Source organism: Amycolatopsis anabasis, assembly GCF_009765355.1.
GTDB lineage: Bacteria > Actinomycetota > Actinomycetes > Mycobacteriales > Pseudonocardiaceae > Amycolatopsis > Amycolatopsis anabasis.
The window spans coordinates 208476-234793 of record NZ_VTHK01000005.1 but is presented as its reverse complement, the minus strand read 5'-3'; the positions used below and the strand labels follow the sequence as shown (position 1 = coordinate 234793).

Here is a 26318-nt window from a genome sequence, read left to right as displayed (position 1 = left end):
ATCCACCACGACTCTGCCGGTCCGGCGAAGATTCCGCCATGCTGACCGAGCTTGAGCTGACTCTGATCAACGCGCTGCAGGTGGACCCGCGGGCGTCGTGGTCGGTGATCGGCGGCGCCCTGGGGATCGGCGCGGCGACCGCGGCCCGGCGGTGGGACCAGCTGGTCGAGGCGGGGGACGCCTGGATGACGGCGTATCCGGCGGGGCCGCTCGCGGCGCGAATGGCGCTGGCGTTCGTGCAGATCGACTGCGCGCCCGGGATGCCGACCGAGGTGGCGCGGACGCTCGCCGCCGATCCGCACGTGCCGACGATCGAACACGTGGCGGGGCCGTGCGATCTGCTCATCCACGTGGTGGCGCCGGATCTGCGCGCGGTGTCCGATTACGTCGTCCACCGGCTCGCGGCCCTGCCCGGAGTGACCGGGACGCGGACACTGGTGGCGCCGCGGTTGTTCAGCGAGGGGAGCCGGTGGGAGGTGCGGGCGATCTCCCGCAGCCAGCGCGAGGCACTCGCGGCGCACGTCCCGTCGGCGAGCGCGCCGATCCGGTTCGGCGAACTGGATCGCGCGCTGATGCTGGCACTGGGCGAGAACGGGCGAATGTCCTATGCGGAACTTTCCGGACATCTCGGGGTGAGCGCGAGCACCGTCCGGCGACACCTGGACGCGTTGCTGGGCGGCGGTTCCGTGCGGTTGCGGTGCGAGATCGCCCGGTCGAAGTCCCCGGCCCCGGTGACCATGATGCTGTGGCTGCGCGTCCCACCGGACCGCTTGGAGGAAACGGCCCGCTCACTGGCGAACCTGCCCGAGGTGCGGATGTGCGCGGCGATCAGCGGCGCCGCCAACCTGCTGCTGGTGGCGTGGCTGCGCTCCCCCGCCGACACGGTGCCGCTGGAAAGCTCGCTGGTGGCCAGCCTGCCCAGGTTGGAGATCATCGACCGGGCGGTCACCCTGCGCGGCGTCAAACTGATGGGCCGCCTGCTCGACGACACGGGCCGCGCGGTCGACCGCGTCCCCCTGGACTTCTGGGCACCGGTGCGCACCTGAGCACGGGCTCACCAAAAAATAGCGGGGGACCTTTACTACGGTTCAACGGTAGTAAAGGTCCCCCGCTCCCGTTGAGCTGGAGCAAAGGTCCCCCGCTATTTTTGCGACGCGCAGACACCCCGGGCGGAAACTCGCCTACCGGAATGGGGTCAGAGGCGTTCGATGATGGTGACGTTGGCCGTGCCGCCGCCTTCGCACATGGTTTGCAGGCCGTAGCGGGCTTCACGGCGTTCGAGTTCGTGGAGGAGGGTGGCGAAGAGTTTGGTGCCGGTGGCGCCGATCGGGTGGCCGAGGGCGATGCCGCCGCCGTTGACGTTGACCCGCTCGGGGTCGGCGCCGGTTTCCTCCAGCCACGCCAGGACCACGCTCGCGAAGGCTTCGTTCACCTCGAACAGGTCGATGTCCTCAATGGACAGTCCGGTCTTGCGCAGGGCGTGCGCGGTCGCCGGGATGGGGCCGGTCAGCATCCACACCGGATCGGCGGCCCGGACCGAAATGTGGTGCACCCGGGCGCGCGGGGTCAACCCGTGTTCGCGGACGAACGACTCCGACGCGATCATCGCGGCGCTCGCGCCGTCGGAGATCTGGCTGGCCACCGCGGCGGTCAGGCGCGAGCCTTCGCTCAGCGGTTTCAGCCCGGCCATCCGTTCCAGGCTCGTGTCGCGGCGCGGGCCCTCGTCGTGCACCAGGTCGCCGAACGGGACGATCTCCCGGGAGAACCGGCCGGAATCGATCGCGGCGAGGGCGCGCTGGTGACTCGACAACGCGAACTCTTCCATCGCTTCGCGGGAGATGTCCCAGTGCCCGGCGATCATGTCGGCACTGCGGAACTGGGAAACCTCGACCGAGCCGTACCGCTCCTGCCAGCCCTTCGAACCGGAGAACGGGTCGTCGAAACCGTATTCCCGCCCGGCGAGCATGGCCGCGCTGATCGGGATCTGGCTCATGTTCTGCACGCCCCCGGCGACCACCAGGTCCATCGTGCCGCTCAGCACCGCCTGCGCGGCGAAGTGCACGGCCTGCTGGCTCGAACCGCACTGCCGGTCGACGGTCACCCCGGGCACGTGGTGCGGGAAACCGGTCGCGAGCCACGCCGTGCGCGCGATGTTGCCCGCCTGCGAGCCGAGCGTGTCGGTGCAGCCCAGGATCACGTCGTCGACCAGCGCCGGATCCACCCCGGACCGCTCCACGACCGCCTTCAGCACGTGCGCGCCCAGATCGGCGGAGTGCACGGCGCTCAGCCCGCCGCCCCGCCTGCCCACCGGGGTGCGCACCGCGTCGATGATGTACGCCTCGGCCATACCCGCTCCTTCACTTCTTGACCGGGCGGCGCCGCGTGGCGATGCCGTCCAGCAGGATCCCCAGGTACTGTTCGGCGACCGCGTCCGCGGACAGCGCGCCTTCGGGGTTGTACCAGCGCACGGCGACCCACACCGTGTCCCGGATGAACCGGTAGACCAGCTCGACGTCCAGATCGGCGCGGAACACGCCGTCGCGCACGCCGTCGGTCAGGATCGTGTTCCACAGCTTGCGGAACTCGGCGTTGCGGTCGTTGAGGTAGTCGAACCGCGGGAACTGCATGAGGTGCTTGGCCTCGTTCTGGTAGATCGCCACCTCGGCCGGGTGCCGGTCGATCGACTCGAAGGACGCCACCACCACGGCTTCCAGGGTCTTGCGCGGGCCCAGTTCGGCGGCGACGATCTCGGCGTACCGGCCGAACAGCTCGTCCAGGAACCCGGTCAGGATCTCGTCCGCCATCGACTCCTTCGAATCGAAGTGGTGGTAGAGGCTGCCCGACAGGATCCCGGCGGCGTCCGCGATGTCGCGGACCGTGGTGGACACGAAGCCCCGCTCGGCGAACAGTTTCGCCGCGATGCCCAGCAGTTCGGCCCGGCGCCCGGAACCGCCCGGTTTCGTGTTCATCGGTGTCCCTTCACGGATGCTGGCTGCTCACGGAGACCACCTCGCCGGTGAGGTACGAGGCGTAGTCACTGGCCAGGAATACCATCACATTCGCCACCTCCCACGGCTCCGCGGCCCTCCCGGAGACCTCCCGGCCGGTCAGCTCGGTGAGCAGTTCCTCGGTGGTGACCTTCGCCAGGAACGGGTGCATCGCCAGGCTCGGCGCGACCGCGTTCACCCGGATCCCGTGCGGCGCGACGTCCACCGCGGCCGCGCGGGTCAACGCCATCACGCCCGCCTTCGCCGCCGCGTAGTGCGCCTGCTCGCCCTGCGCCCGCCAGCCGATCACCGAGGCGTTGTTCACCACCGCGCCGCCCCCGCCCTGTGCGATGAACCGGCGGACCGCGGCGCGGGTGGCCCGGAACGTGCCGTTCAGGGTGACGTCGAGGACCCGCGTCCACTCCTCGTCGGTCATGTCCACAATGGACTTGCTGCCGCCGAGCCCGGCGTTGTTGATCAGCACGTCCAGCCGTCCGAACTTCTCGGCCGCGCCGTCGATCAGCGCCTGGACCTGGTCCTCCCGGGTCACGTCGCAGGGAATCGCGTGCACCTCGCCCAGTTCGGCGAACTCCGCGACCTTCTCCGCCAGGCGCCGCTCGTGCCAGTCGCTGACCACGACCCGCGCGCCTTCTTCCAGGCCGCGCCGGGCCACCGCCGAGCCGATGCCCGTTCCGGCGGCCGCGGTCACCACGACCACCTTGTCCCGCAACAGATCGCGGCCCTCGGGGTACTTCGGGACAGGAATCACGGGCGCACCTCTCGCGGCAGGCCGAGCACGCGCTCGGCGATGATGTTGCGCTGGATCTCGTTGGAACCGCCGTAGATCGTGTCCGCGCGGGTGAACAGGTACAGCCGCTGCCAATCGTCGAGTTCGTACGGCTCGGCCTCGGCGACCAGTCCGGCCGCGCCGCGCACCAGCATCGCCAGCTCACCCAGCGACCGGTGCCAGTTCGCCCACACCAGCTTCGACACCTCGGCCACCCCGGTCGAGGAATCGCCGAGCGTCCGCACCGCGTGCGCGCGCATGACCTCCAGGCCCAGCCAGGCCCGGGCGATCCGCTCGGCGATCACCGGATCCCGCGCGGCGCCGCTGGATTCGGCGAGATCGGTCAGCGCCCGCAACTCCCGCCGGAAGCCCACCTGCTGCCCCAGCGTCGCCACCCCGCGTTCGAACGCCAGCGTGCCCAGGGCCACCCGCCAGCCGTCGCCGGGTTCGCCCACCACCTCCTCCCGCGGCGTGCGGGCGCCGTCGAAGAAGACCTCGTTGAACTCCGAGGTCCCGGTGAGCTGCTGGATCGGCCGCACCTCGACGCCCGGTTGCCGCATCGGCACCAGCAGGTAGGACAGCCCGTGATGCCGCTTCGAACCGCGTTCGGTCCGGGCCAGGACGAAACACCAGTCGGCGACGTGCGCGAGCGAGGTCCACACCTTCTGCCCGTGCAGCACCCACTCGTCGCCTTCGAGCGTCGCGGTGGTGGCCACCGCGGCGAGGTCGGATCCGGCGCCGGGCTCGGAATAGCCCTGGCACCACAGTTCCTCCACCGCCGCGATCGGCGGCAGGAACCGGCGCTGCTGTTCGGGCGTGCCGAACGCGATCAGGGTGGGGCCGAGCAGCTCCTGCCCCAGATGGCTGACCTTCGCCGGGGCGCCCGCGCGGGCGTACTCCTCGTGGAAGATCACCTGCTCCTCCAGGGAAGCGCCGCGGCCGCCGTGCTCGGCCGGCCAGCCCAGGCACGTCCAGCCCGCCGCCGCGAGGTGCCGCTCCCAGGCGACCCGCTCCTCGAACGCCTCGTGCTCGCGCCCGGGACCGCCCCGCCCGCGCAATCCGGCGAACTCCCCGCGCAGATTCTCCTCGAGCCAGGTACGCACCCGTTCACGGAAAGTGCTGCCACTTTCGGGCACCGCGCCTCCTCTCGCGCCACTGGACCCGCCGTCGATCCGTACGTTACCCTACCAAGCACTTGCTAGGGAGATGGGCGATGACGATTCCGGCGGCACTCACCCGGGCGGCACAACGGTTCGCCGACCGGGAAGCGGTGGTGGACGGACCGGTCCGGCTGACCTACGCGGAGCTGTACCGGCAGGTCCGCCGATGCGCGGGCGTGTTCCTCGCCGAGGGGATCCGGCCCGGCGACCGGGTGGCCGTCTGCTCGCCCAACACCCACCACTGGGTGACCGCGGCCCTGGCCGCCCTGCACCTCGGGGCCACCCTGGTGCCGATCAACACCCGATTCACCGGCCCGGAAACGCGGGACATCCTCGAACGCAGCAGGGCGAGCGCGCTGGTGGTCGCGGGCGAGTTCCTGGGCCGGGACCGGCTGGCCGAACTCGGCGACGCCCGGCCCGGTGTGGTGCTGCGGATTCCGGTCGAGGGCGAACCGGCCCGCGAACCCGGGGTCATCGACTGGGCCGATCTCGAAGGCCGCGCAGCGGACCTCGACGAGGTCGACGCCCGCGCGGCCACGGTGCGGCCCGGGGACGTCAGCGACATCCTGTTCACCTCCGGCACCACCGGGCGCAGCAAGGGCGCGATGACCAGCCACCGCCAGGCGCTCGCGGTCGCCGAGGCCTGGGCGGACTGCGGCGCGGTCACCGAAAGCGACCGCTACCTGGTGATCAACCCGTTCTTCCACAGCTTCGGCTACAAGGCCGGGATCCTGGTCGCCCTGCTGACCGGCGCCACCCTGCTCCCCCAGCAGACCTTCGACGTCGAGCGGGCGATGCGGCTCATCGAAGCCGAGCGGGTCACCGTGCTTCCCGGCGCCCCGACGATCTACCAGGTCATGCTCGACGCCCCGAACCGCGGCGACTTCGACCTGTCCAGCCTGCGGCTCGCGGTCACCGGCGCGGCCACGGTCCCGGTCGCCCTGGTGGAACGGATGCAGGCGGAGCTGAGCTTCGAAACCGTGCTCACCGCCTACGGCCTGACCGAGGCCGTGGTGGTCACCATGTGCCGCGCGGGAGACGACGCGGAAACCGTCGCCCGCACCTCCGGCCGGGCCACCGCGGGCTTCGAAGTGAAGATCGCCGGGGACACCGGCGAGATCCTCCTGCGCGGCCCGAACGTGATGCTCGGCTACCTCGACGACCCCGAGGCCACCGCCAAGGCGATCGACGCCGACGGCTGGCTGCACACCGGTGACGTGGGCGTGCTCGACGAGCGCGGCTACCTGAAGATCACCGACCGGATCAAGGACATGTACATCTGCGGCGGGTTCAACGTGTACCCGGCGGAGGTGGAACAGGTCCTCGCGCGGCTGCCCGGGGTGGCCGAATCGGCGGTGATCGGCGTGCCCGACGCCCGGCTCGGCGAAGTGGGCAAGGCTTACGTGGTACCGAAAACCGATCTGTCCACAGCGGACGTGATCGCGTACGCCAAGGAGAACCTGGCGAACTACAAGGTTCCCCGGCACGTCGAGTTCACCGCGGAACTGCCGCGCAATCCGTCGGGCAAGGTGCTGAAACGCGTGTTGCGGGAGAAGGAGTCCTGATGGCAGAAGTCGTCCGCTACGAACGGCGCGGACCGGTCGCGCTGGTGACCATGAACCGCCCCGAATACCGCAACGCGCAGAACTCGGCGATGACCTACGCCCTGGACGAGGCGTTCACGCGGGCGGTGGACGACAACGAGGTCAAGGTGATCGTGCTGGCCGGTGCGGGCAAGCACTTCTCCGCGGGCCACGACATCGGCACCCCCGGCCGGGACGTGGACGTTCCCTTCGACCGCAAGGCCGTGCTGTGGTGGGACCACACGGACAAGGAGGGCGGCGATCTCCGGTTCGCCCGCGAATCCGAGGTCTACCTCGGGATGTGCCGCCGCTGGCGGGAAATCCCCAAGCCGACCATCGCCAGCGTGCAGGGCGCGTGCATCGCGGGCGCGCTGATGCTCGCCTGGGTGTGCGATCTGATCGTCGCCTCGGACGACGCCTTCTTCGCCGATCCGGTGGTGCGCATGGGAATTCCGGGCGTCGAATACTTCGCGCATCCGTGGGTGCTCGGCCCCCGGGCGGCCAAGGAGGTGCTGTTCACCGGCGAGCGGTTCACCGCCCAGCAGGCCAAGGAATGGGGCATGCTGAACCGGATCGTGCCGCGCGCCGATCTGGAGTCCGAAACCCTGGCGCTGGCGGAGAAGATCGCCGAGATGCCGCGGTTCGGGCTCGCGCTGACCAAGAAGGCGGTCAACCAGGCCGAGGATCTGATGGGGATGCGCGCCGGGATGGACTCGGTATTCGGCCTGCACCACTTCGCCCACGCCCACAACGCCGAGGTCTCCGGCGGGGACTCGCTCGGCGGCCAGGACGCGCGTTCGATGCGCGACGCGAACAGGAAGTCTTGATGGACCTCGAAATCGACGAGAAGGCCCGGGCTTTCCGGGACGAGGTGCGGGGCTGGCTCGCGGACAACGTGCCCCGGCAGCCCCTGCCGTCCTTCGACACCGCCGAGGGATTCGCCCGGCACCGGGAATGGGAGGCGAAACTCGCCGACGCCCGGCTGTCCGTGGTCTCCTGGCCGCGCGAATTCGGCGGCCGGGACGCGTCCTTGCTGGAGTGGGTGCTCTTCGAGGAGGAGTACTACGCGGCGGGCGCGCCCGGCCGGGTGAGCCAGAACGGCATCTTCATGCTCGCGCCGACCCTGTTCTCGCACGGCACCGACGAGCAGCGGCGGCGCGTCCTGCCGAAGATGGCGCGCGGCGAGGAGGTCTGGGCGCAGGCGTGGTCCGAACCGGAGGCGGGCAGCGACATCGCCGCCCTGCGCAGCACGGCCACCCGCACCGAGGGGGGCTGGCTGCTCTCCGGGCAGAAGACCTGGAGTTCCCGGGCGACCTACGCCGACCGTGCGTTCGGGCTCTTCCGCAGTGACCCGGAAAGCAAGCGGCACAAGGGTTTGACCTACTTCATGATCGACCTGCGCGCGGACGGCGTGCGGGTGCGGCCGATCCCGCAGCTCGACGGCGAGCCCGGGTTCGCCGAGATCTTCCTGGACGAGGTGTTCGTCCCGGACGCCGACGTGATCGGCGAACCGGGCAACGGCTGGCGGGTCGCGATGACCACCGCGAACAACGAGCGCGGCCTGTCCCTGCGCAGCCCCGGCCGCTTCCTCGCCGCCGCGGACCGCCTGGTCGAGCAGTGGTCGCGCACCGGCGACCCGGCCGACACCGCGCTCGCGCACCGGGTGGCGGACGCGTGGATCGGCGCGCGGGCCTACCAGCTCTACACGTTCGGCACGGTGAGCAGGCTCGAGGCGGGCGGCGAACTGGGGCCGGAGTCGAGCGTCAACAAGCTCTTCTGGTCGCATCTGGACGTCGATCTGCACGAGACCGCGCTGGACCTGCTCGGCCCGGAGGCCGAACTGCGCGGCGAGCGGAGCTGGGCCGACGGCTGGCTGTTCTCGCTCGCCGGGCCGATCTACGGCGGCACCGACCAGATCCAGCGCAACACGGTGGCCGAGCGGCTGCTGGGACTCCCCCGAGGTGATCGATGAGGTTCGCGCTTTCCCCCGAACAGCACCAGTTCGCGGACAGCATCGACGCGTTGCTGTCCGATGTGGACACCTATGCCATCGCCCGGGCGTGGGCGGCGGGCGAGCACGAGGGCGGGGTGAAGCTGTGGCGGCGGCTCGCCGAACTCGGGGTCACCGCGCTCGCCGTCCCGGAGCGGTTCGACGGGATCGGCGCGGACGCCGTCGATCTGGTGGTGGCCTTCGAGAAACTCGGCTACCACGCGGTGCCCGGGCCGTGGGTGGACACGGTCGCCGTCCTGCCCGCCCTGCTCGACGACGAGGTGCTGGCCGGGGTGGCGGCGGGCGAGACGCTCGCCTCGGTCGCCTGGCCCCCGCACGTTCCGTATGCCCTGGACGCGGAGGTGGCCGAGGCGAGGGTTCTGGTGGACGGCACGTGTCTGCGCACCTTCACGGCGGGGCGTCCTTTGTCCTCTGTGGACTCCGCCCGCCGCCTGTCCGAGCCGGTGGCGGGTGAGCAGATCAGCGTCGCCCGGGATGCCGGGCTCGCCTTCGACCAGGGTGCGCTGGCCACCGCCGCGCAGTCGCTCGGCGCCGGCCAGTGGCTGCTCGACGCCTCGGTCGCCTACGCCAAGCAACGCAAGCAGTACGGCAAGGAAATCGGCCAGTACCAGGCGGTCAAGCATCTGCTCGCGGACGTGGCCACCGCGCTCGAACTGGCCCGGCCGCTGCTGCACGCGGCGGGGCTGGCGATCAGCACCGGATCGGCCACCCGGGCGCGGGACGTGTCGGCGGCGAAAGCCGCCGCGGCGGACGCGGCCCGGCTCGCCGCGCGGACCGGGCTGCAGGTGCACGGGGCGATCGGCTACACCGCCGAACACGCCCTCGGCCTGCGGCTGGGCAAGGTGCGCGCGCTCGCCGCGGCCTGGGGCACGGGTGCGTTCCACCGGTCGCGGGTGCTCGACGCGGTGGTGGCGGCCCGCTGATGCGTACCGAGGAACAGCAGGCACTGGCCGACGCCGTGCGGAAGCTCCTGGACTCCTCCCGCGATCCGTGGCCGGTGCTGTGCGAACAGATCGGGGTCGCCGGGCTCGCGATTCCCGAGGAATACGGCGGCGCCGGGGCCGGGGTCGCCGAACTCCAGGTGGTCGCCGAGGAAATCGGCCGGGCGCTGGCGGACGTACCGTTCCTCGGCTCGGCCGTGCTCGCCACCGCCGCGCTGCTCGAATCCGGCGACTCGGCGGCATGCGCCCGGCTGCTGCCCGGCATGGCCGAGGGCGCGATCACCGCGCTCGCCTGGGCTGGCGAAACCGGGTGGTCCCTCGAAACACCCGCCCTGACCGCCGCCGACGAATACACAGTGGACGGTACCGCGCATTACGTGGTGGACGGCGACCTCGCGCGCACCCTGCTGGTGGTCGCCGGTCTCGGCGGCGAGATCGGGCTGTTCGAGGTCGATCCCGGCCAGGACGCGGTACGCGTCACCCGCTCCCCCGCGATGGACCAGACGCGCGGGCTGGCCACCGCGGAGTTCACCGGCGCCACCGCCCGGCGGATCGGCGGGGACTTCCGGACCGGGCTGGCGCGGGTTCGCGACACCGCCTGCCTGGCGCTCGCGGCCGAGCAGGTCGGCGCGGCGGCCCGGGCGCTCGAGCTGACCGTGGAATACACCCGGCAGCGGCAGCAGTTCGGGCGGCCGATCGGCGGTTTCCAGGCGTTGAAACACCGGATGGCCGATCTGCACGTGCTGGTGGAAACCGCGCGCTCGGCGGCCTACGCGCCGGTCGAGGAGGATCGGTCCCGGCTCGCCGCGGTCGCCAAGACGTACTGCTCGGAGGCGTTCTCCGCGGTGGCCGCCGAGATGATCCAGTTGCACGGCGGGATCGCCATCACCTGGGAGCACGACGCCCACCGGTTCTTCAAACGCGCGCATTCCAGCGCGCAACTGTTCGGGCAGCCGCACGAGTATCTCGCGCGGGTGGTCCCGGGGCGGTAGGGCCAACCCCCGTATGGACAGGGGTGCGCACGGGATTCTTACCCGGGGTGAAGGTCGCCAGGCTGGTCCGTGTGACCACAAACTCCGCGGTACTCACCGAGACCGGCAGCGATTTCGCGCGGCTGTCCCAGCGAATAACCCGGGCCGGCCTGCTCAAGCGGCGGCCCGGCTACTACACGGCCCGGATCGGCATCATCGGCGGCCTCTACGCCGCCGGTCTCGTCACCTTCTTCCTGCTCGGCAGCTCCTGGTGGCAACTGCTCGTGGCGGCCTTCTTCGCGATCCTGTTCGGCCAGGTCGCGCTGGTTTCCCACGACCTCGCGCACCGGCAGGTGTTCCGCACCCGCCGGCCGAGCCAGCTCGCCGGGTGGATCGCCGGGAACCTCGGCGTCGGGATGAGCTACGGCTGGTGGATGGACAAGCACACCCGCCACCACGCCAATCCGAACCACGAGGAACTCGATCCGGACGTCGATCCGGACATTTTGGTCTGGTCGGAAGACCAGGCGCGCTCGAGCAAGGGCATCGCCCGGTTCTTCGGGCGCTGGCAGGCGTTCTGGTTCTACCCGCTGCTCACCCTCGAGGGCCTCAACCTGCACGTTTCCGGTTTCCGGGCGCTGTTCAACCCGAAGCTGAAGCACCGCGGCGTCGAGGCGACGCTGCTGATCGCGCACGTCGTGCTGTACGTGACCGCGCTGCTGGTGGTGCTGACCCCGCTGCAGGCGCTGGTGTTCTTCGCCGTGCACCAGGGGCTCTGGGGGATCTACATGGGTTCGGTGTTCGCGCCCGGGCACAAGGGCATGCCGATGCTGAAGCCCGGTGAGAAGCTCGACTTCCTGCGCCGCCAGGTGCTGACCACGCGCAACGTGCGCGGCGGCCGGTTCGTGGACAACGCGATGGGCGGGCTCAACTACCAGATCGAGCACCACCTGTTCCCGAGCATGCCGTCCCCGCACCTGCGCCGCGCGCAGCCGATCGTGCGGGAGTACTGCGCCGAACTCGGGCTGCCCTACCACGAGACCGGGCTGATCGCCTCGTGGGCCGAGGCGCTGCGCCACCTGCACCGCGTGGGCGCCCCGATCCGGGAGTGACGGCGTTGTTCCCCGGTGTGTCGGGAATTCGCAACATCGGCGTGACGCTGCGGCAACCTGCGGCACCAACGGTTGTGGGGCTCGCTCTCCCGAACCCTGCCAGGAGTCCGCATGCCCAGTTCCTTCGCCGTCACCCGGCGCGTTTCGCTGTTCCTTGTCGTCCTGCTGTCGGCTCTCGCGGCGCTGTTCGTCGCGCTGCCGCCGTCCGCCTCGGCCACCCCGCCGAACATCCCCAGCGCCGCCACCGCGCAGAGCGAGCTGAACGCGCTGACGGTGGCCACCGAAGGCTCGTTGACCGGGTACTCCCGCGACAAGTTCCCGCACTGGATCACGATCTCGGGCACCTGCAACACCCGGGAGACCGTGCTCAAACGGGACGGGACGAACGTCGTCGTCGGCGGCGCCTGCGCGTCGACCTCGGGCAGCTGGTTCAGCCCGTACGACGGCGCGACCTGGCATGCGGCGTCCGATGTGGACATCGACCACGTGGTGCCGCTGGCCGAGGCGTGGCGGTCCGGGGCGAACTCCTGGACCACCGGCAAGCGGCAGGATTTCGCGAACGACCTGTCCTACCCGCAGCTGATCGCGGTGACCGACGACGTGAACCAGGCCAAGGGGGACAAGGACCCGGCGAGCTGGGTGCCGTCGGTGTCGGGTTACCGGTGCACCTACGCCAAGATGTGGATCCACGTGAAGTACCACTGGGGCCTGAAGCTCCAGTCGTCCGAGAAGTCGGCGCTGCAGAGCCTGCTCGGCACCTGCTGACGCCGGCGGGCCGTGGCCGGGAGTTTCCGGCCACGGCCCGTTCCGTTCCGTGCTAGCGCGCCGACGCGAGGGCCGAGTCGTAGATGCGCTGCAGGACACCGCGGGCGAGCAGGCCGTTCGCCCACAGCTGCTGGACCCGGGCCGATTCCTCGGAGTTCGGGTTGGCGTTGTGGCAGGACGGGCCGGGGCCGCCGCCGGACATCAGCTCGGAACACGGACCCTCGTAGTGGTCCGGCAGGCCGAGCGCGTGGCCGGTCTCGTGCGCGGCGATCCGGGTCTTGTCGTACTGCTGGGCCTGGGTGTAGTCGATGAAGATCGTGCCGTTGCCGTGGCCGTCGGTTTCGGCGTAGGAACCCTGGGGATCGTTGCCCTCGGTGTAGCGCAGCGTCGCGCCGGACGAACTCTCCTTCAGCTGCACGTTCGAGACGGCCCGGTTCCAGTTGGCGGCGCCCGCGGCGATCACGTCGCGGAACGACGGCGCCCCGGAGGCGTCGTAGTAGACCGTGGTCACCGGGATCGCGGCCCGCGGGGCGGCTTGCCGCGGGGTCGCGACGGCCTGCCCGGCGGTGAGCGGAAGCGTCAGGACCGCGACACCGACGGCGCCGGACACGAAGGACCTCAAGGACATGGCGGAACTCCTTGCCATTGCAGGGAAAGTGACAAGTACCGCGCGCGCTTGACGAGTGAATCTATGCACCCATCGCTACCCGAGCATCCAACTTTCGTACCGATCTTGAAGTGGTGAATTACCAACCAATCGACAACCTTGACAATCCTGCCCCGCAGGACGAAGATGCCCGCCCACCCGCGAGTTCCTCACTCCGGTCGCGTGCCCGGGTGCCGAACTCGCGGGGCGGGTAGGTTCGGCGCATGGGTGATCAGGTGACGGTGGCGGCGCGGTTGGACCGGTTGCCGGTGACGCGGTTGCACCGGTATCTGATCGCCGTGGTCGGGGTGGCCACGTTCTTCGACCTGTACGACCTGTTCCTCGCGAGCACGGTCAGCACGGTGCTGTCCAAGGAGTTCGGCGTCTCCAGCGGCGAGCTGAAACCGCTGCTCGCGTCGGCGTTCCTGGGCGCCTTCGTCGGCGCGGTGACGCTGGGGCGGCTCGCCGACCGGATCGGGCGCCGCCGCGCGTTCCTGCTCACCCTGGGCACGTACTCGCTGTTCACCCTGCTCGGCGCGTTCAGCACGGACGTGTGGATGCTGGTGATCTGCCGGTTCATCGCCGGGATCGGCATCGGCGCCGAACTCCCGCTCGCCGACGCCTACCTCGCCGATCTGCTCCCCGCCAAATCGCGCGGCCGGGCGACGGCCTGGGCCTACACGATCGGCTTCTGCGGGGTCCCCGCCGCCGGGTTCCTCGCGCGCGCCCTGGTCGGCACGGCACCGCTCGGGGTGGACGGCTGGCGCTGGCTGTTCGTCATCGGCGCGCTGGGCGCGGCGATCGTGTGGGTGCTGCGGGCCGCGCTCCCCGAGTCACCCCGCTGGCTGGCCGCCCAGGGACGGCACGACGAGGCCGACGGGGTGGTCCGCCGCCTGGAACGGTCCGCGAAGGGGACGCTGCCCGAACCGGACACCCGGTTCCCCGAACCGCCCGAACCGCACCGGGCCTCCGCGCTGCTGCGCCCGCCATGGCGCCGCCGCACGGTGATGCTCTACGCCTTCCAGCTCCTGCAGGCGTTCGGCTACTACGGCTTCGGCTCCCTGGTGCCGATCGTGCTCGCGGCCAAGGGATTCAGCCTGGTCCACTCGCTGACCTTCAGCGCGATCACCTTCCTCGGCTACCCGATCGGCTCCGCGCTGTCCATCCCGATCATCGAACGCGTGCAACGGAAGTGGCTGATCGTCGGCAGCGCGCTGGGGATGGCCGTCTTCGGGCTCGGCTTCGGGTACGCGAGTTCCGGCGTGCTCATCGGGCTGCTCGGCTTCTGTTACACGGCCGTCAGCAACGTCTTCTCCAACGCCTTCCACACCTACCAGGGCGAACTCTTCCCCACCTCGTTGCGCGCGACGGCGGCGGGATCGGCCTATTCGCTGTCCCGCCTGGCCACCGCGGCGATGCCGTTCGTGCTCATCCCGGTGCTGGAGGACAGCGGCCCGGGCGCCCTGTTCACCGTCGTCGCGGTGGCCATGGCGGTGCTCATCGCGGACATCGCGCTGCTCGGCCCCCGCACCACCGGCGAATCCCTGGAAACCATCGCCGGCTCGGCGAAGGATCCCGCCACATCGGCGGCCCGCCCGCAGGCGTGACCGGTCCGCCGAGCACCAGCGCGACCAGACCGGTGACCCGCGTGCCGAGTTCGGTCATCGCGCCCGCACCGCGAAACCCCAGCCCGCACCGAGTACGGCGACGGCCAGGTACATGCCGGGAACGACCCAGCGCAGCGGGGAATCCGGGGCGACCCCGAGCAACGTGGTGAAGTTGGCCAGGGCGAGACCCGCGACCCCGAGGAGCAGGAGCGCGGCCAGGACCGGGGCGATCACGCGCCGCCACACCGACTCCCCGGACGGGTGCCGGACGAAGAACGCGACGACGGCCACCGAGGTCGCGGTGATGAGCAGCAGGACGCCGAACCCGCCGGAGGTGCCGCACCAGTAGAAGAGGTGCACGAGCGGATCCGCGCCGGTGATCGCGTACGTGACGATCACCGCGAGGGCGAAGACGCTCTGGCAGAGCGAACCCGCCACCGGGGAGCCCGAGCGCGTCCGGCCCAGGGCGGCGGGCAGGACGCGATCGCGGCCGAGCGCGAACATGTACCGCGCGATGGTGTTGTGGAAGGAAATCGCGGCGGCGAGGACGCTCGTGACGAACAGGACGTGCCCCGCCGTGCTGAACGCGCTGCCCAGCTGCGCCCCGGCCAGCCCGAAGATCAACTCCGTGCTCTGCTCCCGAGCGGCGTCGACGATCCGGTCCGGGCCGGTGGCCACGCTCATCGCCCACGAGGACAGCGCGTACAGCGCGCCGATCAGGGTGATCGAAAGGTAGGTGGCGATCGGCACGGTCCGGCGCCGATCGCGAGTCTCCTCGCTGAACACGACCGAGGATTCGAATCCCACGAACCCGAGCACCGCGATCGAGAGGACCGCCCCGAGGCCCGGCGCGAACAGCGTGCCCGGTGCGAGCGGGCGGAAGCTGACCGCGCCCTCGGCGGGGTGCGCGAGCGAGGCCGCGCTGTAGACCAGCGTGATCGCGATCTCGGCCACCAGCAGCACCGCCAGCACCCGGCCGTTCACCTCGATGTGCTGGATCCCGAGCACGGCCACGATCGCCCAGGTGATCAGCGCGAGCACCCACCAGGCCACGTTCAGGCCGAACCAGTCCCGCAGCAGCGGCGCGGTGGCGACGCCGATCGCGCCGTAGAGCCCGACCTGCAGGGCGTTGTAGGCGAGCAACGCCACCCAGGCGCCGCCGACCCCGGCGGGCCGCCCCAGCCCGTGCGTCAGGTAGGTGTAGAACGCACCGGCGTTGGCGACCTGCCGGGCCATGGCCACGTAGCCCACGGAGAACAGCGCGAGCACGGCGGCGACGACCACGAACGCCAGCGGGAGGCCGATCAGCCCGGTGACCGCGTACCCGGTGGTCACCACCCCGGCCGCCACGGTCAGCGGCGCGGCGGCGCTGATCACGAAGAACACGACGGCGGGCACGCCGAGCCGGTCGGTGGCCAGGGCCGTACTGGGCGGGGACATCGCGGCTCCGGAGGGAAGTCGATGTTGTCCTAGCCCATGGTGGCCCGCGGGCCGCCCTCGCGGAACCGTTGATCGGCCTAACCGGATCGCCCGAATTCCCGCGAGTGTGCCGTGACTGGCAGATTCTCCGGCAATGAGAAACGCATGATGCCGACTCACGCAGGCGCTCAACTGGACATTCCGCATCGAGAGCTGCGTGAACCGCAGGCGCCTCACCGCACCAACGGATTTCCGTACCGGCCTTTCCGGCGATCCCTATGCGGCTGGGTCGTGAGTGTTCCGGGCGGTTCTAACTGCCCGGAACGCTCACGACCCTCAGACTTGGTTCCCTTACAAGAGACGGTGACCGGTCTGGGCGTGCAGGTGCCGCCTGGGGCTGCCACCCCAATGCTCGTCGCACTTTGTCGGCTAGGAGGGACCGCAACGAGGCCGTGCTCGTCGGGGGTGCCCTGGGGGGCGCCTACCGAGATGGGGAACTCGGCCTACCGAAACGAGGGACTCGCACGTCCGAAACGGGGGACACGCGCCAGCGGGATCCCCGCCCGCCGCGAGTCCCTCGTTCTGGTCGCGTGTGTTCCCCGTTCCGGTAGGCCGAGTTCCCCGTTCCGGTAGGCGAGCCTGCGTCAATGCGGCGTTCGGTGCGCGAGATGCTCGCGGGGCACACGGTGCGGCTGTGCCGGTATCCGGAGGACACCACTGTGGCTTTCGGGGCGTTGAAGGTACCGAACGCCGCATTGGGTACCTCCGAGCACCACCACCCGCCCGGTTTCACACTTTGTCGGCCAAGTGCGGCTCGTCGAACGGAAACGCCAGGTCACAAGCAGGTGACCAAATGAGAGTCCGGTTCTAACCGGTCCGAACACTCACGACCCCACCAGGCTCCTAGAACCAGTCGTCCGGCCGGGGCCAGGTGAGCAGGGGGTCGAGGGTGCCGGTGAGCGATTCGGTGACCGTGTACCGGCCGCGGTGGAACAGCAGCGGGCGTTCGTCCGAGGTGCCGCCGAGTGCGGTCACCCGGCCCACCACGACGTAGTGGTCACCGGCTTCGTGCACGGTTTCCAGCGCGCAGTCGATCCAGGTCAGCGCCCCGTCGAGCAGGGGCGCCCCGGACGGCGCGGGCGACCAGTCGACTTCGGCGAACTTGTCCGCGCCCCGCGCGCCGAACACCGCGCTGACTTCGCGCTGGCTCCCGGCGAGCACGTTCACCGCGAACCGCCCGGCCCGCTCGAGCACCGGCCAGGTGCGCGAGGTCCGGGCCGGGCAGAACAGCACCAGCGGCGGTTCCAGGGAAAGCGCGGCGAACGACTGGCAGGCGAACCCGACCGGCCGATCGCCGTCGCATCCGGTCACCACCGCGACGCCGGTGCAGAAGTGGCCGAGGACCGAGCGGAACCGCACCGGATCCACGGCCACCATCTCGGCGGTCATGACTGCTTGGCCCCGACGGTGAAGTCGTGTCCCCACAAGGAAACCGCGGTGCTCTCCCGCGCGATCCAGCTCTCGTCGTCGACCTGGCGGCCCTCGCAGCCGAACTCGACGTCGAAGCCGCCGGGCGTCTTCATGTAGAAGGACAGCATCAGATCGTTGACGTGGCGGCCCAGCGTGGCCGACATCGGCACCTTCCGCCGCAGCGCGCGGTCCAGGCACAAGCCGACGTCGTCGGTGTTCTCCACCTCGACCATCAGGTGCACGATCCCGCTCGGCGTGGGCATCGGCAGGAACGCGAGGCTGTGGTGGCGCGGATTGCAGCCGAAGAACCGCAGCCACGCCGGCGGCCCGTCGGCGGGACGGCCGACCAGTTGCGGCGGCAGTTTCATCGAGTCGCGCAGGCGGAAGCCGAGCACGTCCCGGTAGAACCGCAGCGCGGCCTCGTCGTCGTGCGTGGACAGGACGACGTGCCCGAGCCCCTGTTCCTCGGTGACGAACCGGTGGCCGTACGGGCTGACCACCCGCCGGTGCTGCAGCGCGACGCCGTGGAAGACCTCGAGCGTGTTCCCGGACGGGTCGTCGAACACGATCAGCTCGTCCACGTGCCGGTCCGCGCGTTGCTCGGCGGTGCCTTCCTTGTACGGCACGCCGTTCGACTCCAGCCGCTGCCGGATCTCGTCGAGTTCACCGGCGTTGGCGACCTCCCAGCCCGCCTGCGCGAGCCGGTCGGCCTCCCCGGGGAAGATCACCAGCCGCGCCGGGAAATCGTCCATCCGCAGGTACAGGGCGTCCGGATTGGTGCCCTTGCCCTCGATCATGCCGAGCACCTTGAGCCCGTACTCGCGCCAGGCCGGGATGTCGGTGGCCTCGATGCGCAGATAACCCAGCGAACGAATCCCCATATGTCCTCACCCGTTCAGGAAGTCGATGGCCAGCCGGTTGAACTCGTCGAACTTCTCCAGCTGCGCCCAGTGCCCGCAGCGGCCGAACACGTGCAACTGCGCCCGCGGGATGGTCTTCAGCGCGACCAGCGCGCCGTCGAGCGGGTTGACCCGGTCCTCCCGGCCCCAGATCAGCAGCACCCGCTGCCGCAGCCGGTGCGCTTCCCGCCACAGCATGCCCTGTTCGTACGTCTCGGGATTCACGAACGAGGCGCCCATCGCGCGCATGGCCGCGAGCGACTCCGGCGTGCTCGCCGCCGCGAACCGCTCCTCGACCAGCTCGTCGGTGATCAACGACTGGTCGTACACCATCACCCGCAGGAACGCCTCGAGCTTTTCCTTGCTCGGCCCCGGCGGAGCCGCGAACCGGCCGAGGTTCTTCACGCCCTCGGTCGGATCGGGCGCGAACACGTTGACGCTCAGCCCGCCCGGCCCCATCAGCACGAGCCGCCCGGCCCGGTCCGGATGGTTCAGCGCGAGCCGGACCGCCGCACCGCCGCCCAGTGAATTGCCCACGAAGTGGGCCTTTTCGACGCCGAGCGCGTCGAGCAAACCGATCACCGCCTCCGCGCTGTGCGTGAAGTACTGCGGATGCTCGGTCGGTTTGCCCGATCGCCCGAACCCCGGCTGGTCCACGGCGATCGTGCGGAAGTGCTTGCCGAACACCGGGATGTTGCGGGAGAAGTTGCTCCACGCCGACGCACCCGGACCGCCGCCGTGCAGCAGCACCACGGTTTCCGCGTGCTCCGCACCGGATTCGTGGTAGTGCAGCCGCAATCCGGGCCGCGCCTCGACGTACTTGCCCTCGGTCATCGCGGTTTCCCTTACACCATCGCGTTTTCGACGGGGAGCCCGAACGCGCCGGTGCCGAACATCGTGTAGGCGCGTTCGGGGTCGTTGGCGGCGTGCACGCGACCGGCGTGCGCGTCCCGCCAGAACCGCTGGATCGGCGTGCCCGCCTTCAGCGCGCGGCCGCCGGAGTTCTCGAAGAGCCGGTCGATCGCCGCGATCGCGCGTTCGGTGCCGCGCACCTGGTCCCGCCGGACGCGCAGCCTGGTGGCGAACGGCAGCTTCTCGCCCTTGCGGGCGAGCTGGTACAGCTCGTCGATGTTGTGCGTCAGCTGCAGCCACGCGGCGTCGATCTCGCTGGCCGCCTCGGCGATCCGCACCTTGGCGAACGGGTCCTCTTTGGACTGCTCACCCGCGTACGCCGCGCGGACCCGCTTGCCCTGGTACTCCACGTGCGCGTCGTAGGCGCCCTGGGCCATCCCGATGATCGGCGCGGTGATCGTGCTCGGGTGCACCGAACCGTAGGGCAGCCGGTACAGCGGCCCGGGGTTCACCTCCTGCCCCGGCGTCTTGCACTTCGAGGTGGCCATGAAGCTCAGCGCGCGGTGCTTCGGGATGAACACGTCGTTCACGATCACGTCGTTGCTGCCGGTGCCGCGCAGGCCGACCGTGTCCCACACGTCCTCGATCGTGTAGTCCGAAATCGGCAGCAGGTAGGTGCAGAAGTCGACCGGTTTGCCCTCGGCGTCGAACGCGGGCCCGCCGAGCAGCACCCAGGTCGCGTGGTCGCAACCGGAGGAGAAGCTCCACCGCCCGGTCAGCCGGTAGCCGCCGTCGACGATCTGCGCCTTGCCCATCGGCGCGTACGACGAGGAGATCCGGGTGTCCAGGCCCTCGGACCACACGTCCTCCTGCGCCTGCGCGTCGAACAGCGCGAGGTGCCACGGGTGCACACCGAGAATCGAGGCGACCCAGCCGGTCGAACCGCAGGCGCTCGCGATGAGCTTGACCGCGCTGTAGAAGGTCACCGGATCGGCCTCGTAGCCGCCGTACCGCTTGGGCTGCAGCAGCCGGAAGAATCCGACCTCCTGCAACGACTTGATGGACTCGTCCGGGATCCGGCGGGCGTCCTCGGTGTCCTGCGCCCGCTCGCGCAGGGTGGGCAGCAACTCCTCGACCCCGGCGATCACCTCTTGGGTGCCCTGCTCGCTCATCCTCTGCCCGTCCCTCGCTCACGAAAGTTGTTTGGACTTGATCCCAACCGTCCGCCTGAGACTAGAACACGTTCTCGTTTTTGTCGAGATTGCCGTGCGCCAGCGCACTGTTCTGCCCAGCTCGACGCCCGGAGAAGACGCAATCGGCCAACGAGAGACCGCTCACATACGCCCTAGAACAGATTCCTACCGCGGACCGGCCCGCGGCGTAGAGTCCGCCGATCGGCACGCCGTTGCCGTCCCGTACCTGCCCGGTGTCCTCGTCCACCACCAGGCCGCCGAGCGTCAGCATCGGGCACGGGTACCCGAGGTTCGGTTTGACCGACACGTCCACCAGCGAATACGGCGGCGTGGTCAACGGCCGGACGAACTCCGCGGGTTTGCCCGCCGGATCGTCGTCGCCCGCGCGCGCCGCCGCGTGGTACGCCTCGACGGTCGCGGCGAGCCCGTCCGCGTCCACCCCCGCCCGCCGGGCGACCTCGGCCAGGGACTTCCCGGTGACGCGACCGCGCCGGAGCAGGTACAAAGCCTGCAACCACTGGAACCACTGGCTCTGCCCGCGCGCGGTCCGCCGGGCCTCGCGCACGATCGCGTCGTCCACGAGCAGCCAGCCCCGGCCCCCGTGCCGGGTGACCAGCGCCTCGCCGACCGCGGCCCCGTACCGCGATTCGTCGATGATCCGCGTCCCGTGCGCGTCGACCAGCACCCCGCCGAGGAACGCGCTCGGCGGCGTGATGAACCGCCACGCCGAGATCCGGTCCAGTTCACCGGTCGCCGCGCCGGCTTCGACCCCGAGCCGCATCCCGGAGCCGTCGTCGGCCGAGGTGCCCAGCGCGAGGCCGCCGCGGTAGGCGGGCGCGTGCTCGCGGACCAGGTCCCGGTTGGCGATGAACCCGCCCGCGGAGAGGACCACCCCGCGCCGCGCGGTGATCTCCAGGTCCCGCGCGTACCGGCGTTCCAGCCGGACCGCGCGCCGGTGCAGCGCCTTGCGCATCGCGGGCACGTACAACCCCGGTTTCGCGGCGTACTTCCCGAACAGCCGGTGCGCGGTGCGGGCCCAGGCCGGGGCGTCGCGCAGGGTCCGCACGCGCACGCCGGTCACGGCGCCCGTCTCGTCGGTGATCAGCTCTTGGGCCGCGGTCTGCGGCAGGACGCGCACGCCGCGCCGCCGGGCGGCCTCGGCGAGCCGCGCGAACAGCAGTTTCCCCGAGGTGCCCGGTCCCTTGGCCCGGTGGCCGCGCGGCGCCGGTTTCGCCACGTCGCGGAAACCCCCGGCCGCCTCGCTCCCGGAGTAGTACAGGTAGTAGTCGTCGTTCGGATAGGACGTCTTGTACGGGCACAGGCTGCCTTCGAACGGCACCCCGTTGCCCTCCAGCCAGGTGATCATGTCCGCGCTCTGCGCGCAGAACCGGCGCAGCGTCCGCTCGGCGACGACCTCGCCGACCTCGAGGCGGAGGTAGTCGTACATCGCCTCGACCGAATCGTCCACCCCGGCCGCGCGCTGCTGCGCGGTGCCGCCACCCGCGTAGACCACGCCCCCGCTGACCGCGCTCGCGCCGCCGCCGGAGAACCGGTCCACCACCAGCACGTCGGCGCCCGCGTCGGCGGCTTCGATCGCCGCGCAGGCGCCCGCCGCACCGAACCCGACCACCACCACATCGGCCGCTTCGGCCGCCCGTTGCGTCACATTCCTCACCCTAGAACTGAAACACGTTCTCGTCTATGGTGACAACTGCGGCTGCCACCTGGCTGCCGTCGCGCTATAACGTGTTGCAGGTCGAGGCCGGAGGTCGCATGTCGGAGAGCGAATTCGACGTCGTCGTGGTCGGCAGCGGAGCCGCCGGGATGACGGCCGCGCTGGCCGCCGCGCACCACGGCCTCTCGGTGGTGGTCCTCGAGAAGGCGGCCCGGTACGGCGGATCCACGGCCCGATCGGGAGGCGGGGTGTGGATCCCCGGCAACGAGGCGTTGCGGGCCGCCGGTATCGAGGAGGACCCCGAACTCGCCCGGCAATACCTGGCGGCGATCGTGGGAGACGTCGTGCCCGCCGACCGGCGCGACGCCTTCCTCGACCGCGGCCCCGAGGTGGTGTCGTTCGTGCACGAGCACACCCCGTTGCGCCTGCGCTGGGTGAAGGACTACTCCGACTACCACCCCGAGGCCCCCGGCGGGCGGCCCGGCGGGCGTTCGGTCGAGCCGAAACCGTTCGACGCCCGCGTCCTCGGCGCCGAACTCGCGAACCTGGAGAAGCCGTACAGCGCGGCGCCGCTCGGCGTGCCGATCACCCAGGCCGACTACCGCTGGCTGAGCCTGATCGGGCGGCACCCGCGCGGCATCCTGCGGGTGTTCCGGCTCGGCGGGCGCTGGCTGGCCGGGCGGCTCACCGGGAAGAAACTGCTGTCCATGGGCCAGGCCCTGTCCGCCGGCCTGCGTGCCGGGCTGCTGCGCCACGACGTGCCGGTCTGGCTGAACACCCCGCTGCTCGACCTGCGCACCGAGGGCGACCGGGTCACCGGCGTGCTGGTCCGGCGGGACGGCGAGGAGGTCGTGCTGCGCGCCCGCCGGGGCGTGGTCCTCGCGTCCGGCGGCTTCGAGCAGAACGAGGAGATGCGCACCAAGTACCAGCGCGCCCCGATCGGGGTCGAGTGGACGGTCGGCGCGAAGGCCAACACCGGCGACGGCATCAACGCCGGGCTCAAACTCGGCGCGGCCGTGGACCTGATGGACGACGCCTGGTGGGGCCCGTCCATCCCGCTGACCGGCGGCCCGTGGTTCGCGCTGGCCGAACGGTCCCGCCCCGGTTGCGTGCTGATCAACGACCGCGGCGAGCGGTTCGTCAACGAATCCGCGCCGTACGTCGAGGCGGTGCACGCGATGTACGGCGAGGGGGACGGCCCGGGCCGCAACATCCCGACCTGGCTGGTGTTCGACCAGCGCTACCGCAACCGGTACATGTTCACCGGTCTCGGCCCGCGCCAGCCCCTGCCGGGCCGCTGGTTCAAGGCGGGGATCGCGGCCAAGGCGGGCACCCTGGACGAGCTGGCCGAGCGCATCGGCGTCCCGGCCGCGGGCCTGCGGGCGACGATCGAGCGGTTCAACGGGTTCGCCCGCGGCGGCGTCGACGAGGACTTCCACCGCGGTGAGAGCGCCTACGACCACTACTACGGCGACCCGCGCAACCGCCCGAACCCGAGCCTCGGCCCGCTGGAGGTCGCGCCGTACTACGCGATCAAGGTCGTCCCGGGCGACCTGGGCACCAAGGGCGGGTTGCGCACCGACACCAGCGCGCGGGTGCTGCGCGAGGACGGTTCGGTGATCGAGGGCCTGTACGCGGCGGGCAACGCGAGCGCCGCGGTGATGGGCCACACCTACGCCGGGCCCGGCGCGACGATCGGCCCGGCCATGGTCTTCGGCTACCTTGCGGCGGAACATCTCGCCGCGAACAATCAAGATCGCTCAACGGTTGAGCAGGCATCTGGAGGTTCGCAATGACCCAGGCGGAAGCCGTACGGACCATCGACGCGGGCGCTCCCCCGGCCCGGTTCGCCCGTGGCTGGCACTGCCTCGGCCTCGCCGACTCCTTCAAGGACGGCAAGCCGCACGCCATCAACGCCTTCGGCACCAAGCTGGTGGTCTTCCAGAGCCAGAGCGACGGCAAGCTGCACGTGCTCGACGGGTACTGCCGGCACATGGGCGGTGACCTCACCCAGGGCACGATCAAGGGTGACGAGGTGGCTTGCCCGTTCCACGACTGGCGCTGGAACGGCAACGGCAAGTGCGTCTCGATCCCTTATGCCAAACGGGTTCCGCTGCGCGCCCGGACGCGGACCTGGCGCACGCTCGAGGAGAACAAGCAGCTCTTCGTGTGGAACGACCCGGAGGGCAACCCGCCGCCCGACGACGTGGTCATCCCGCGCATCGAGGGCGTGTTCAACGGCGAGTGGAGCAACTGGACCTGGGACTCGGTGCTGATCGAGGGCTCCAACTGCCGCGAGATCGTGGACAACATGGTCGATATGGCGCATTTCTTCTACATCCACTACGCCTTCCCGACCTACTTCAAGAACGTCTTCGAGGGGCACATCGCGACGCAGTACCTCAACACCAAGGGCCGCCCGGACATGGGCATGGCGTCCAACTACGGCGGCGAGGAGAACCTGCTGCGCTCGGAGGCGTCCTACTACGGCCCGTCGTACATGATCAACACGCTGCTCAACACCTACAAGGGTTTCGAGATCGAGAACGTGCTGATCAACTGCCACTACCCGGTCACCGCGAACTCGTTCGTGCTGCAGTGGGGAGTGAGCGTGAAGAAGCTGCCCGGGGTGTCCGACGAGCAGGCGGACAAGATCGCCGGGAAGTTCGCCAAGAGCATCGGCGTCGGTTTCCTGCAGGACGTGGAGATCTGGAAGAACAAGACCCGGATCGACAATCCCCTGCTGTGCGAGGAGGACGGCCCGGTCTACCAGCTCCGCCGCTGGTACGAGCAGTTCTACGTGGACGTCGCCGACGTCAGCGAGGACATGACCCGGCGCTTCGAGTTCGAGGTAGACACCACCCGGGCCAACGAGGTCTGGGCGCAGGAGGTCGCCGAGAACCTGGCCCGCCAGCAGGCCGAACAGGCCGGGGTCTGATCGTGGCGCGCACCGAGCTGCAGGAGTTCCTCTCCGGCGGGCTGCGGCCGCACACCTGCCGCGCCTGCGGAACCTGCGTGCTGGTCAAGAAGAACAGCTGGAAGCACACGAGCATACAGTGGACCACGGACGCCTCGGCCAGTTGCCCGGTCTTCGCCGAACGGGCCGCGGACGGGGCGAACACGGCCCTGCTGGACACCTGCGAGCGGTTGTCGGAGAGCATCTCCGACGCCGTGCGCGCGGGCGAACTCGAGGTAGCGGATGGTTGAGTCGCACAAGCTGACCGTGGCCGAAGTGGTCGCCGAGACCGCGGACGCCCGGTCGGTCGTCCTGCGGATCCCCGGTGACCGGGCCGAGGCGTTCCGGTACCGGCCCGGGCAGTTCCTCACCCTGCGGGTGCCCAGCGAGCAGACCGGTTCGGTCGCGCGCTGCTACTCGCTGTCCAGCGCGCCGCACGAGGACGGCGCGCTCAAGGTGACCGTGAAGCGGACCGCCGACGGCTACGGGTCGAACTGGATCTGCGACAACGTGTGCGCGGGCATGGAGATCGAGGTCCTGCCGCCCGCCGGGGTCTTCACCCCGAAGTCCTTCGACGCGGATCTGCTGCTGTTCGCCGGGGGCAGCGGCATCACCCCGGTGATGTCCATCCTGAAGACCGCGCTGCGCGAGGGCTCCGGCCGGATCGTCCTGGTCTACGCGAACCGCGACGAGCGGTCGGTCATCTTCGCGGACGAGCTGGCCGCGCTGGGCCGCGAACACGCCGACCGGCTGGTGGTGCTGCACTGGCTGGAATCCGTCCAGGGCCTGCCGAGTCAGGCGCACCTGCGCACGCTGGCCGCCCCGTTCGCCGAGTACGACGCGTTCATCTGCGGCCCCGGGCCCTTCATGGACGCCGCGCGCGGGGCGTTGAAGGAGCTGGAGTTTCCGCGCCAGCGCATCCACGTCGAACGCTTCATCTCGCTCGGCGGCAACCCGTTCGAGGCCGCGAAACCGGCCGAGGCGCCGCCCGAACCGGAGAAACCGACGGCGTTGTCGGTCGAACTCGACGGTGCCCAGCACGAGTTCTCCTGGCCCCGCCGGGAAAAACTGCTGGACGTCCTGCTCGACAAGGGCCTCGACGCGCCGTTTTCCTGCCGCGAAGGCCAGTGCAGCGCGTGCGCCTGCCGGATCACCTCGGGCGAGGTCAAGATGCTCAACAACGAGGTGCTCGACTCGGAGGACCTGGCGGACGGGATCATCCTGGCCTGCCAGTCCATCCCGCTCACCGACGACGTCTCGGTCACCTACGAATAGGAGTTCCCG

At 70.4% G+C, this 26318-nt stretch carries 24 protein-coding genes; 13 read left to right on the top strand and 11 right to left on the bottom strand.

Translation table 11 applies throughout. The annotated features are described in order from the left end of the window. Nucleotides 1-38 precede the first annotated feature (38 nt). Nucleotides 39-1046: an Lrp/AsnC family transcriptional regulator gene (locus FXO23_RS09210; protein ID WP_158882899.1), complete on the top strand. Its 1008-nt coding sequence runs from the start codon at nt 39-41 to the stop codon at nt 1044-1046. A 149-nt stretch (nt 1047-1195) separates the two neighbouring features. Here the strand turns inward: FXO23_RS09210 and FXO23_RS09205 are convergent, their stop codons facing one another. Genes FXO23_RS09205 through FXO23_RS09190 form a run of 4 tightly spaced genes read right to left on the bottom strand, consistent with a single transcriptional unit; the run spans nt 1196 to nt 4910 of the window. Further along, complete coding sequence (locus FXO23_RS09205) at nt 1196-2347, bottom strand: acetyl-CoA C-acetyltransferase (protein ID WP_158882897.1); 1152 nt, start codon at nt 2345-2347, stop codon at nt 1196-1198. 10 nt (nt 2348-2357) lie between these two features. Then, a complete protein-coding gene (locus FXO23_RS09200) occupies nt 2358-2969 on the bottom strand; it encodes a TetR/AcrR family transcriptional regulator (protein ID WP_158882895.1) in 612 nt (203 codons plus the stop codon). A 10-nt stretch (nt 2970-2979) separates the two neighbouring features. Further along, nucleotides 2980-3756, bottom strand: coding sequence for an SDR family oxidoreductase (locus FXO23_RS09195; protein WP_158882894.1), 777 nt, complete (start codon nt 3754-3756; stop codon nt 2980-2982). After that, nucleotides 3753-4910 (bottom strand): acyl-CoA dehydrogenase family protein, encoded by a 1158-nt coding sequence (locus tag FXO23_RS09190; RefSeq protein WP_158882892.1) that lies wholly within the window; start codon nt 4908-4910, stop codon nt 3753-3755. Before FXO23_RS09190 ends, FXO23_RS09195 begins: the two co-directional genes overlap by 4 nt. 77 nt (nt 4911-4987) lie before the next feature. Here FXO23_RS09190 and FXO23_RS09185 point away from each other — a divergent pair, with 77 nt between their 5' ends. The 7 genes from FXO23_RS09185 (at nt 4988) to FXO23_RS09155 (ending at nt 12317) form a co-directional block, all read left to right on the top strand. Beyond that, on the top strand, nt 4988-6499 hold the full coding sequence (locus tag FXO23_RS09185; protein WP_158882890.1) for a FadD3 family acyl-CoA ligase: 1512 nt from the start codon (nt 4988-4990) through the stop codon (nt 6497-6499). Next, the gene (locus FXO23_RS09180) at nt 6499-7344 is read left to right on the top strand and encodes an enoyl-CoA hydratase (protein ID WP_158882888.1); all 846 of its coding nucleotides are present in this window, start codon (nt 6499-6501) and stop codon (nt 7342-7344) included. Before FXO23_RS09185 ends, FXO23_RS09180 begins: the two co-directional genes overlap by 1 nt. Next, nucleotides 7344-8489, top strand: a complete 1146-nt coding sequence (locus tag FXO23_RS09175; RefSeq protein WP_158882886.1) for an acyl-CoA dehydrogenase family protein — start codon at nt 7344-7346, stop codon at nt 8487-8489. Before FXO23_RS09180 ends, FXO23_RS09175 begins: the two co-directional genes overlap by 1 nt. Beyond that, on the top strand, nt 8486-9451 hold the full coding sequence (locus tag FXO23_RS09170) for an acyl-CoA dehydrogenase family protein (RefSeq protein ID WP_158882884.1): 966 nt from the start codon (nt 8486-8488) through the stop codon (nt 9449-9451). Before FXO23_RS09175 ends, FXO23_RS09170 begins: the two co-directional genes overlap by 4 nt. After that, the gene (locus FXO23_RS09165; RefSeq protein WP_158882882.1) at nt 9451-10461 is read left to right on the top strand and encodes an acyl-CoA dehydrogenase family protein; all 1011 of its coding nucleotides are present in this window, start codon (nt 9451-9453) and stop codon (nt 10459-10461) included. Before FXO23_RS09170 ends, FXO23_RS09165 begins: the two co-directional genes overlap by 1 nt. A gap of 71 nt (nt 10462-10532) precedes the next feature. Beyond that, the gene (locus tag FXO23_RS09160) at nt 10533-11552 is read left to right on the top strand and encodes a fatty acid desaturase family protein (RefSeq protein ID WP_246257053.1); all 1020 of its coding nucleotides are present in this window, start codon (nt 10533-10535) and stop codon (nt 11550-11552) included. A 111-nt stretch (nt 11553-11663) separates the two neighbouring features. Continuing rightward, a complete protein-coding gene (locus FXO23_RS09155; RefSeq protein WP_158882880.1) occupies nt 11664-12317 on the top strand; it encodes an HNH endonuclease family protein in 654 nt (217 codons plus the stop codon). A 52-nt stretch (nt 12318-12369) separates the two neighbouring features. Here the strand turns inward: FXO23_RS09155 and FXO23_RS09150 are convergent, their stop codons facing one another. Continuing rightward, the gene (locus FXO23_RS09150; protein WP_158882878.1) at nt 12370-12945 is read right to left on the bottom strand and encodes a snapalysin family zinc-dependent metalloprotease; all 576 of its coding nucleotides are present in this window, start codon (nt 12943-12945) and stop codon (nt 12370-12372) included. A gap of 242 nt (nt 12946-13187) precedes the next feature. Here FXO23_RS09150 and FXO23_RS09145 point away from each other — a divergent pair, with 242 nt between their 5' ends. After that, nucleotides 13188-14570: an MFS transporter gene (locus FXO23_RS09145; protein ID WP_158882876.1), complete on the top strand. Its 1383-nt coding sequence runs from the start codon at nt 13188-13190 to the stop codon at nt 14568-14570. Nucleotides 14571-14624: 54 nt separating this feature from the next. On the opposite strand, the gene FXO23_RS09140 is transcribed toward FXO23_RS09145, so the two are convergent. From FXO23_RS09140 to FXO23_RS09115, 6 genes are all read right to left on the bottom strand, one after another. Next, entirely contained in the window at nt 14625-16010 is a 1386-nt protein-coding gene (locus tag FXO23_RS09140) for an APC family permease (RefSeq protein ID WP_158882874.1), read from the bottom strand. Nucleotides 16011-16892: 882 nt separating this feature from the next. Beyond that, nucleotides 16893-17438 carry a 3-hydroxy-9,10-secoandrosta-1,3,5(10)-triene-9,17-dione monooxygenase reductase subunit gene (hsaB, locus tag FXO23_RS09135; RefSeq protein ID WP_158882872.1) on the bottom strand — a complete coding sequence of 182 codons (546 nt, stop codon included), beginning with the start codon at nt 17436-17438 and terminating at the stop codon, nt 16893-16895. Next, nucleotides 17435-18340, bottom strand: a complete 906-nt coding sequence (gene hsaC, locus FXO23_RS09130) for an iron-dependent extradiol dioxygenase HsaC (protein WP_158882870.1) — start codon at nt 18338-18340, stop codon at nt 17435-17437. Before hsaC ends, hsaB begins: the two co-directional genes overlap by 4 nt. A 6-nt stretch (nt 18341-18346) precedes the next feature. Continuing rightward, nucleotides 18347-19192, bottom strand: a complete 846-nt coding sequence (hsaD, locus tag FXO23_RS09125; RefSeq protein WP_158882868.1) for a 4,5:9,10-diseco-3-hydroxy-5,9,17-trioxoandrosta-1(10),2-diene-4-oate hydrolase — start codon at nt 19190-19192, stop codon at nt 18347-18349. A gap of 11 nt (nt 19193-19203) precedes the next feature. Continuing rightward, the gene (hsaA, locus tag FXO23_RS09120) at nt 19204-20382 is read right to left on the bottom strand and encodes a 3-hydroxy-9,10-secoandrosta-1,3,5(10)-triene-9,17-dione monooxygenase oxygenase subunit (RefSeq protein ID WP_158882866.1); all 1179 of its coding nucleotides are present in this window, start codon (nt 20380-20382) and stop codon (nt 19204-19206) included. 61 nt (nt 20383-20443) lie between these two features. Continuing rightward, on the bottom strand, nt 20444-22069 hold the full coding sequence (locus tag FXO23_RS09115; protein ID WP_158882864.1) for an FAD-binding protein: 1626 nt from the start codon (nt 22067-22069) through the stop codon (nt 20444-20446). A 107-nt stretch (nt 22070-22176) separates the two neighbouring features. Here FXO23_RS09115 and kstD point away from each other — a divergent pair, with 107 nt between their 5' ends. Genes kstD through FXO23_RS09095 form a run of 4 tightly spaced genes read left to right on the top strand, consistent with a single transcriptional unit; the run spans nt 22177 to nt 26309 of the window. Then, nucleotides 22177-23874, top strand: a complete 1698-nt coding sequence (gene kstD / locus FXO23_RS09110) for a 3-oxosteroid 1-dehydrogenase (RefSeq protein ID WP_158882862.1) — start codon at nt 22177-22179, stop codon at nt 23872-23874. Further along, entirely contained in the window at nt 23871-25016 is a 1146-nt protein-coding gene (locus FXO23_RS09105) for a 3-ketosteroid-9-alpha-monooxygenase, oxygenase component (RefSeq protein WP_158882860.1), read from the top strand. Before kstD ends, FXO23_RS09105 begins: the two co-directional genes overlap by 4 nt. A 2-nt stretch (nt 25017-25018) precedes the next feature. Further along, nucleotides 25019-25285 (top strand): hypothetical protein, encoded by a 267-nt coding sequence (locus tag FXO23_RS09100; RefSeq protein ID WP_158882858.1) that lies wholly within the window; start codon nt 25019-25021, stop codon nt 25283-25285. After that, nucleotides 25278-26309 carry a ferredoxin--NADP reductase gene (locus FXO23_RS09095; RefSeq protein ID WP_158882856.1) on the top strand — a complete coding sequence of 344 codons (1032 nt, stop codon included), beginning with the start codon at nt 25278-25280 and terminating at the stop codon, nt 26307-26309. The genes FXO23_RS09100 and FXO23_RS09095 overlap by 8 nt, the downstream gene beginning before the upstream one ends. Nucleotides 26310-26318: the final 9 nt, after the last annotated feature.